The sequence below is a fragment of the Tumidithrix elongata BACA0141 genome (assembly GCF_036349135.1).
GTDB lineage: Bacteria > Cyanobacteriota > Cyanobacteriia > Pseudanabaenales > Pseudanabaenaceae > Tumidithrix > Tumidithrix elongata.
Map to the genome: position 1 here is coordinate 43,689 of NZ_JAZBJZ010000025.1, position 8,119 is coordinate 51,807.

An 8,119-nucleotide genomic window follows, 5' to 3' on the forward strand; every position below is an offset into this window, starting at 1 on the left:
AAGACTCCGAGAGATTTATTTTTTTAGAAAGCACGGAACTCCATTTTGATAAGCGATAAAGCTTACAGAACCAATCCAGATGGAGCGTGGGCTGTTTGCCTAAGTCTTATGAACAAAGTGGTTTCTACAATCGCCCTGTCAGGATTTTGGGTTGACTCAATGAAGTGAACTTGGGCGATCGCAGGAACGACACTGATTAAACTGATGAATGTAATCGTAGTTGCAGACAGAATGGCGGATTTCATGGGTAAGACTCCAAGAGCATTTATTAGCTTTTTGTAAAGTCCAAAAGTTCCATTCTGGCGACCTGCAAAGCTTACAGAATATATCCAGATAAAGAGCGGACTGTTTGTCTGAGTTGAACGAACAACCCTTTTTCTGCTATCATCCTGACAGGCTGTTGGGTTCTTTCTTGCATGAATTGAATGAATTGATTGACTACGACACAAAACGTAAGAAAGAATCGATCATTCTTGCTTTAGATGGGGTTGAGATTTAGCCGATCAGTTGAGCAACTCGAAAAGCAGAGGCGATCGCGCCTTCATGCAAGCCATCTCCCAGATAGGCTCCTGCGTGATAGGTATGATTCTCTCCATTGGTAGCTACCACTTCATCGCGATATCGAAAAGATTCAGTGCTAAACAGTGGCGTATGATGTTTCTGCGTGTGAATAATGCAATCTTTAGCAATCAAATCTTCCAGTTGAAACGACAAAAAATAAAGCTTAGGCGATGAGATATTGCAAAGCTGATTTAAGCAACTGTTATACCCCCAGTGGGTTTCTGTCTGGAAGAAATCAAATTCCGAGGGATGTTGGATGTCGTAACGATTGTACAGGGAAGCATCATGATGCAAGGTCGTAGTTATATAGTTGGCTTTCCAAGCAGAAAAGCGCTTGATTTCAGCATCCGTAGGATCCGCTAGCAATGACATCACCTGGTCAGGGGGCATGGCGAACACGACTTGATCAAATTCCTGGATCTCACCTTGCGATCGCTCGATTTTCACGGTATCAGAACTTCTAGTAATATTGGCAATCTCTACATTAAGGAAGATGTCACCCTTAAAACGCTCTAAAATTTTTTCAATGTAGGTATACACACCGCCTTCGATCCTGAGCCAATTGACCGCGAGGTAGTCGCGTAACATGGGAATTGCCAGTTCTGCGGGAAAGTCATCAATCAGATCGAACGGCATGGAGTAGCTATACATGGTGAGTAACTTTAGCCAGATATTGCTAATGCTGTCGTTGTTCACATATTCAGATAGAGGGCGATCGTAGAAATCTTCGATCTCCGCCGATCTCGTTTCTAACCATAATCCAGCGGAACGGGCATGGAGCAGATCGAAACGGAGATATTCAATCAAGCGTTGGATACCCGTGTAGTTCTTATCGATCGTAACCCCCGACAAAAAATGATTGCCATCCTTAGGGTATAAAGCCGAGCCGACGCTAACGGGTTCTAGTTTTACCCCTAATTCTTCCATAAGCGCGATAAAGGTGTGAAATGCCGTAGGGAATTCTAGTACACCACCTTCTAACATTTCATGGCATTCAGATTGGTTGGGCTTTACATTTTTGTTAAGCGTCCGAATATGTCCTCCCAACATCGGTTGCCGTTCAAATACCGTGACATGATGTTTTTGTTTGTCAAGTAGGTAGGCTGTCACCATACCGCTAGCACCACCACCGATCACTGCAATTCTCATAACTGACCTCCTAGTTGATGAATATGAACTCCCTTCTAAATTCCTCAATTCTGGGGAACTCTGACAATCCCTTCTCATCCCAAATTCGCATTATTTTTTACTGAGCTTTCGCTCTTACCTAAAAGCAAGTCACCTGATAATCGTTGATACAGCAGCGTTCCTGTCCAGAATGTGGGAGCAAAGCCCGGATAACCAGATGAGGCATTGCAAAAATAGAAATGCTCCAGTGAAGTTTCGTGATTTAATCGTCCTAGCCCCATATTGCGTGGGGTTAGACTAGAGCCATAGGAGTTCCCATTAGGACACCAGCAGAAGCGTTCGTTGGTGGTAGGGCTGCCCGTGATGTGGAAGACCATATGCTCTCTAAAATTCGGGACATAGTGTTTTTCCACGACATCTAGGATGGCATCTAAGATTTCCTGTTTTTTATGCTTATAAGCTTGGCGATCGCTTTCCTGCAATTGCTTAAAGTAGGTGTAGTTGGCAACGGTAAGGAATTCCACAATTTGGCAGTCCTCAGGACAATCTTGTCTTGCTTCTGTGAGCAAGGTGGGCGTTGTAATTGCAAAACTCGGATTGGAAAAATCGTGCCGATCGTACATCTGCGCAAAGGCTTCATTTAGATCCTCATGCCCCGTATGGGAGAGATTCCATTTGCCAAATCCATAGTCTCGTAGGTCGAGATCTTTGACGACGCAGTAGACCATATAGTTCGATGCGGAATACTCATAGTTGAGTTTGCGGCGCACGGTTTTGGAGAACTTCTTTTCACCAATCATTTTGGCGGCTTTTTGAGGATCGATATTACAGATTACCGTGTTGCCTTTGAATTCATGGGTTTGATGGGTGGTGAGATCGATCGCTTCAACGCCCGTAACTCTGCGATCGGTGACTCTAAATTTTGTAATTTCATGGTTGAGCAGCACCTGTCCTCCGTGGGATTCAATCACCTTGACTAACGAATTCACCACATGTTCAAAATGCTGCGTTGGATAAAATGCCCCTGCCTGATAGCCCCGAAATAATGCCACCCAAGCATAGAAAGAAAGCTGATTGGGTGGTAGCAAAAAATCAAGCCATTGCAGTGCCAAAAGGGTTTGGGCGGCCTGTGGTAGTTGGAACTTATCGAATACATCCTGAAGCGTGCTGGGGAGATATTGGATCGCACAAGCCACTTCACCTGCATGTTTGAGCAATGCCATGGGCTGAATCGGAGGTGCAAGGTGTTTCATGCCTGCGCCAGTTTTTTCGACTTCGTTCACAAATTTGCGAATGCGATCGCTGTGGTCAGGAAACAGCGCGGACAATCGCTGAATCAGTTCCTCTGGATCCGAAGGAATATCTAACGCATATCCTGGCATTCGCATATGGTCAAAGCCTTGGGGATCGTACCGCTCAAAGGTGACGTCCTTTTCTAAGCCTAGTTTCTTAAGTACTTGATTCACCATCTGCCCTTCACCGCAATCCCAAACATAGTGAAATTGGGCGTTAAAGGTATATTTCTTAGCCATGGTAAAGGTATGACCAAAGCCACCTGGATGCTCGTGGGCTTCGAGAATTTGCACGATCTTCCCTGAGTTTGCCATCAAAGCACCAAAGACCAATGCGGATAAACCGCTACCGACAATCAAATAATCTGGTTCCATAGAAGGGTTCCTCAAGTTTTACGAATGTTTCTCGGTCTCAACAATTACGCCATCTTGCATATGAATCACCCGCTTTGTCTGAGCTGCCACGGTCGCATCATGGGTAACGAGGGCGATCGTCGTACCCTGTTGATTTAATTCCGTCAGCAGTTCCATAATTTCGTGGGAAGTTTTGGAATCTAATGCTCCTGTGGGTTCATCTGCCAACACCAAGGCAGGATGGTTTACCAATGCTCTGGCGATCGCGACCCGCTGTTGCTGTCCTCCTGAAAGTTGGCTAGGTCGGTTGGTTAAGCGATCGCCTAATCCAATCTTTTCTAGGGCAGCGATCGCAAATTTTATGCGTTCCGATCGCGGAACTTCGGCATAAATCATTGGTAGCATCACATTTTCTAAAGCTGTCAACCTTGGCAATAGATTGAACTGTTGAAATACAAAGCCAATATATTGATTGCGAATGTCTGCGAGTTCATCGTCATCCATCGTGGTTAGATCCCTGCCATCCAAGGTATATAGACCACTTGTGGGACGATCCAGACAGCCAATGATATTCATCAGGGTCGATTTTCCCGAACCCGAAGTTCCCATAATCGCCACATATTCTCCTTCTTGGATCGATAGATCGATTTCCTTCAGAACGGGCACATCCAATTCGCCTAGATGATAGGTTTTTGTAAGTCCCTCGATCGAGATCATGGTTGCCATGGTGATTACTTGCTTATCGTTATTCGCTTATCGTTATTCGCTTATCGTTACTCGCTTATCGTTACTCGCTATGTAGCGCCGCGATCGGATCTAATTTGGCAGCATTACGAGCAGGGATCCCTCCTGCGAGAATGCCAACTATGAAGGAAAGCCCAAACCCTGCTCCAACTGACCACAAGGGCACAATGAACGGATATTTAAAAATAGTTGCCGCCGCAAACGCCAATCCCACGCCCAATCCCACACCGATCGCACCGCCGATCGTAGAAATAACAATCGATTCCGTCAAAAATTGGCTTAAAATGTCCGCGCTCGTTGCACCCACGGCTTTGCGAATCCCGATTTCACGCGTCCGTTCCATCACCGAAACCAGCATGATATTGGCAATGCCAATGCCGCCAACCACAAGGGAAATTCCTGCGATCGCACCAATCATCACGGTAAATGACCCGATTACGTTCGTGAAGGTATTGATGATGTCAACTTGATTGGTAATCCGAAAATCATCGGGGGCTGATAGATGAATACCATGCCGCAACCGCAGAATATTCGTCACCTGAAATTGCGCTGAGTTGAGTTGATCGGCATCGTTCGCTTCTACCCAAAAGCCATTAATCGCAACACCCGTCAGAGCGTTATTACCCACAATTTGAGCGGACATATTGGTCAGTGGAATATAAATCAGATCGTCCAGATCCTGTCCACCCGCCGATCCCTTGGATTCTGCCACGCCGACGATCGTGTAGCGCTTGCCTCGAATTCGCAAATCGGCTCCGATCGCAGTCTCATCGGGACTAAACAATTCATCGCGCACCTTAGCGCCGAGAAAAGCTACAGGTTTGCCAGCATCCAAATCCCCCTGACTAAAAAAGAGCCCTACCTCGGGATGAATATTTTTCATGACTGGGTAAGTCAAATCCGTTCCTAACAGGGTAGTAGAAATATTGGTATTGCCCCTGACCACCTGAATTGAAGGGCGTTGTAAGAATGCCGAAACTGACTTGGCAGGTGGAACTTGTGCCGCGATCGCTTTCGCATCTTCCCAAGTCAGCGTACTTGCCGAACCCGAACCTTGGCTAATGCCGCCCGTTCTGGCAGCTCCAGCCGACACTAGCATGACGTTCGTTCCCAGTGCTTCGATTTGTAACTCTGTTGACCTCTGCACGCCCTGTCCCACAGCCGTAATCGCAATCACCGAAGAGATGCCAATAATCACGCCTAACATCGTTAAGAATGTTCGCAGCTTGTTGCTCCACAGCGTTTCAGCAGACATGATCAGAACTTCACTGAGAGAAATTCTGCGCTTTCGCGGCCGTCGCGATCGAACTATTTGTGGTGAATTCGCTAGCTTTGTCATGAGTAATTAAGGCCCACCCCTAGGTGCAGAAACCTTGCGCGTCCCAGTGGGGAAACTGAGCAGAACCTGTTCGTTACCTTTTAAACCAGACTTTACCTCGGTTTTGTCATTTACCGTTGTCCCGGCTGTAATCGGTACAAAAACGGAACCGCCCTTATCATCTGCCACAAACACGCCCTGTACGTTGTTCTGAGCGACGATCGCCCCCGTTGGAACCACCAGAACATTTTTCAACTCTCCAGCTTTGAACTCTACGTTCACATTCATGCCCGATCGCAGCAAATTTTTGGGATCGGGAACCGATGTTTTAACCTCAAAGCTGGTCACATTCTGCACGACATCCGACTGGGTAGCAATTTGCGTCACCTGACCCGTAAAGGTTTTACCCGGATAGGCATCTGCCAGAATTGTCGCCTCCAGCCCCAGCCGAATTTGGGAAATGTTCGCTTCAGAGACCTGAGCAACGATCTGGTTTGTCGAGGCAAGAGATAAGATAGAAGAAGAAGTTGCCGAAGTAACCGAACTCCCTGATGTCGTGGGTGTCACAAATGCACCTGGGTCGGCAAATTTACGCCCGATCGTCCCACTAAAGGGGGCTCGGAGTACCATGTCGTTGATATTCGATTGAATAATTTGCACTGCCCCCTGAGCCGCTGCGACTTGGGCGCGGGCTTGATCGATGTCTTCCTGTTGGGCTCCCGCCTGCGAAAGATTCAGAGCTTCCCGATCTTGATTGACCTGTGCTTGAGCGCGATTGCGGGTTGTTAGCGCCGTATCAAAAGCCTGTCTGGAAATCGCTCCTTGCTGATTTAACAACTGATTTCGCTGCAAATCATTTTCGGTTAAGCGAAGTGCAAATAGAGAATCCTGCAATTTGGCAGTTGCCTGAGCAGTTGCCTGTTGACGGTTGCCGCCGATCACCTTTTGCAGATTTGCCTCCGCAGCGGCGAGATTTCCCTGAGCCTGACTTAGTTGCCCCTGCAGGTTGGAGTCATCCATATAGGCAAGAATTTGCCCTTCTTTGACAAAATCGCCTTCTTTGACCAACAGTTGCTTTAAAATCCCTGATGTTTTGGGACTTACATTCACCGATTGTTGGGGTTGTACGGTTCCATTTGCAGAAACCACGATCGTCAGAGTGCTCCGCTTGACTAAAGCCGTTTGAATCTTGTTCTTTGCCTGCTGTTGAGGCACTATAACAAGCTGGTTGTAAGCAAAATAGCCGATACCCATAAAGGGAATCAAAACAAATAAGCCAAGCAACCAAGGTTTCCGTTTGGGTTTATCTAAAATTTTAAGTTTTTGGGGAGTGCTCTTGGGCAATACCTCTTTTTCTAACTCAACATGGTTGGGGGGCCGATCTGGCATGATTTTGTCTCCTTGTACTTATATCTTGAAGATTTCACGACTTCATCAGCGAACAGCTAGGCTCAATGTCTCTTCTTGCGATCGCAGGGGGATATACTTCCCACTCGCGAATTCCTCTACGTCTTAGAATTGTCCCAGCGCCAAGGATTTCAGCATCTGTGCCATCGACAATGACGAGGTAGTCTCCACGCACGACATAATCGTGATAGATCTGCGCTTGATCCTCTGGAATTCCTAGACCGATCAGCCCACCAACTAAACTGCCAGCAACCGTTCCGATCGCACCGCCAGCTAATGTGGTCGCGATCGCACTGGCTGTTGTCCCTGCCAACATAATTAATCCCACACCAGGAACGGATAAAATACCCAGTCCGACCAGCAATCCTGTCAGTCCTCCAACCGCTCCACCTGCTTCCGCCCCTATCTTTGCCTCTTCGTCAAAGTGGGTCGCTTCATTCACGTCAGAATCTTTTGCCACGATCGATACCTGATTCATGGCAAATCCAGCGCAGCGAAGTTTCGTGAGAGCATCCTCTGCCTCTTGATAACCAGAGAAGATACCTACAGCGCGTTTGTTGTTTGTCAAAGTTATTTCTCTATTTTTTAAGCTCATGACGAGTTCCCGATTGAAGTGGAGGACTACTTGTCTGAGTCGAATGAACAACTCTGTTTCCAAAATCAACCTTTACAGGTCGCTGAGTTATTTCCTGAGTGAATTGGATGAATTGATTAACAACGATACAAAACGTAAAAATAGATTGCTGATGAAATACGACAGAACCCTGTTCAGGGCATTTACTACCAACTTTTAAGCATGAGTTTAGAACAGCAAAGATTATCCCAGCGAACTCATTTAGACTTCTCTCAAAATCCTGTATTAAACCTATACATCTTTCTATGCTTTACAAGGATTAAGATTTGAAAAGTATTCACACAAAGTATACAGTCACAACTATTCACACATTTACTGTTACACGATTTCAATCATAGGCATGTCATTCTCTTAAGTTACAAACACTTTGAGATTTTAGAAATCATCTCAAAACCACAAGAATGTTTGGATAACATTTACAGGGACAACCACTATGACTTTTCCAGACTTACTTTTGAGAAGAAGTTCTCCTGCTTCACGCCGTACTTTGATGAAGTGGGGACTTGTCAGTTTGGGTACAGCAATGCTGACAGGAGTTCCTCAAGCATTAATGGCTCAACCCAGAAGCAGTATGAAGATGCTGACTTTTAGCGCGGATGATTTTGGCATTCTCAACTTTGCTCTGTTATTAGAGAGTGTTTGAGAAGTTAAGCAAGACGTTTTAGGAGGATTTGAATCATC

General features: G+C 46.2%; 8 protein-coding genes. 1 reads left to right on the plus strand and 7 read right to left on the minus strand.

All coding sequences use genetic code 11. The features are described 5' to 3' along the window. Positions 1–62 precede the first annotated feature (62 nt). From V2H45_RS08555 to V2H45_RS08585, 7 genes are all read right to left on the minus strand, one after another. On the minus strand, positions 63–245 hold the full coding sequence (locus V2H45_RS08555; protein ID WP_330483213.1) for a hypothetical protein: 183 nt from the start codon (positions 243–245) through the stop codon (positions 63–65). Positions 246–495: 250 nt separating this feature from the next. Then, entirely contained in the window at positions 496–1,710 is a 1,215-nt protein-coding gene (locus V2H45_RS08560; RefSeq protein ID WP_330483214.1) for an FAD-dependent oxidoreductase, read from the minus strand. A 74-nt stretch (positions 1,711–1,784) separates the two neighbouring features. Continuing rightward, positions 1,785–3,356: a phytoene desaturase family protein gene (locus V2H45_RS08565; RefSeq protein ID WP_330483215.1), complete on the minus strand. Its 1,572-nt coding sequence runs from the start codon at positions 3,354–3,356 to the stop codon at positions 1,785–1,787. A gap of 18 nt (positions 3,357–3,374) precedes the next feature. Further along, on the minus strand, positions 3,375–4,061 hold the full coding sequence (locus V2H45_RS08570; RefSeq protein WP_330483216.1) for an ABC transporter ATP-binding protein: 687 nt from the start codon (positions 4,059–4,061) through the stop codon (positions 3,375–3,377). 61 nt (positions 4,062–4,122) lie between these two features. Continuing rightward, the gene (locus V2H45_RS08575; protein WP_330483217.1) at positions 4,123–5,418 is read right to left on the minus strand and encodes an ABC transporter permease; all 1,296 of its coding nucleotides are present in this window, start codon (positions 5,416–5,418) and stop codon (positions 4,123–4,125) included. A 6-nt stretch (positions 5,419–5,424) separates the two neighbouring features. Further along, positions 5,425–6,786 carry an efflux RND transporter periplasmic adaptor subunit gene (locus V2H45_RS08580; protein ID WP_330483218.1) on the minus strand — a complete coding sequence of 454 codons (1,362 nt, stop codon included), beginning with the start codon at positions 6,784–6,786 and terminating at the stop codon, positions 5,425–5,427. Positions 6,787–6,820: 34 nt separating this feature from the next. Next, positions 6,821–7,378 carry a general stress protein gene (locus tag V2H45_RS08585; RefSeq protein WP_408648755.1) on the minus strand — a complete coding sequence of 186 codons (558 nt, stop codon included), beginning with the start codon at positions 7,376–7,378 and terminating at the stop codon, positions 6,821–6,823. 493 nt (positions 7,379–7,871) lie between these two features. Here V2H45_RS08585 and V2H45_RS08590 point away from each other — a divergent pair, with 493 nt between their 5' ends. After that, positions 7,872–8,081, plus strand: a complete 210-nt coding sequence (locus V2H45_RS08590; protein ID WP_330483220.1) for a hypothetical protein — start codon at positions 7,872–7,874, stop codon at positions 8,079–8,081. Positions 8,082–8,119 lie beyond the last annotated feature (38 nt).

Coding starts and splice junctions, on each gene's coding strand:
- V2H45_RS08555 (WP_330483213.1), bottom strand. CDS start 245: ATGAAATCCGCCATTCTGTCTGCAACTACGATTACATTCATCAGTTTA.
- V2H45_RS08560 (WP_330483214.1), bottom strand. CDS start 1,710: ATGAGAATTGCAGTGATCGGTGGTGGTGCTAGCGGTATGGTGACAGCC.
- V2H45_RS08565 (WP_330483215.1), bottom strand. CDS start 3,356: ATGGAACCAGATTATTTGATTGTCGGTAGCGGTTTATCCGCATTGGTC.
- V2H45_RS08570 (WP_330483216.1), bottom strand. CDS start 4,061: ATGGCAACCATGATCTCGATCGAGGGACTTACAAAAACCTATCATCTA.
- V2H45_RS08575 (WP_330483217.1), bottom strand. CDS start 5,418: ATGACAAAGCTAGCGAATTCACCACAAATAGTTCGATCGCGACGGCCG.
- V2H45_RS08580 (WP_330483218.1), bottom strand. CDS start 6,786: ATGCCAGATCGGCCCCCCAACCATGTTGAGTTAGAAAAAGAGGTATTG.
- V2H45_RS08590 (WP_330483220.1), top strand. CDS start 7,872: ATGACTTTTCCAGACTTACTTTTGAGAAGAAGTTCTCCTGCTTCACGC.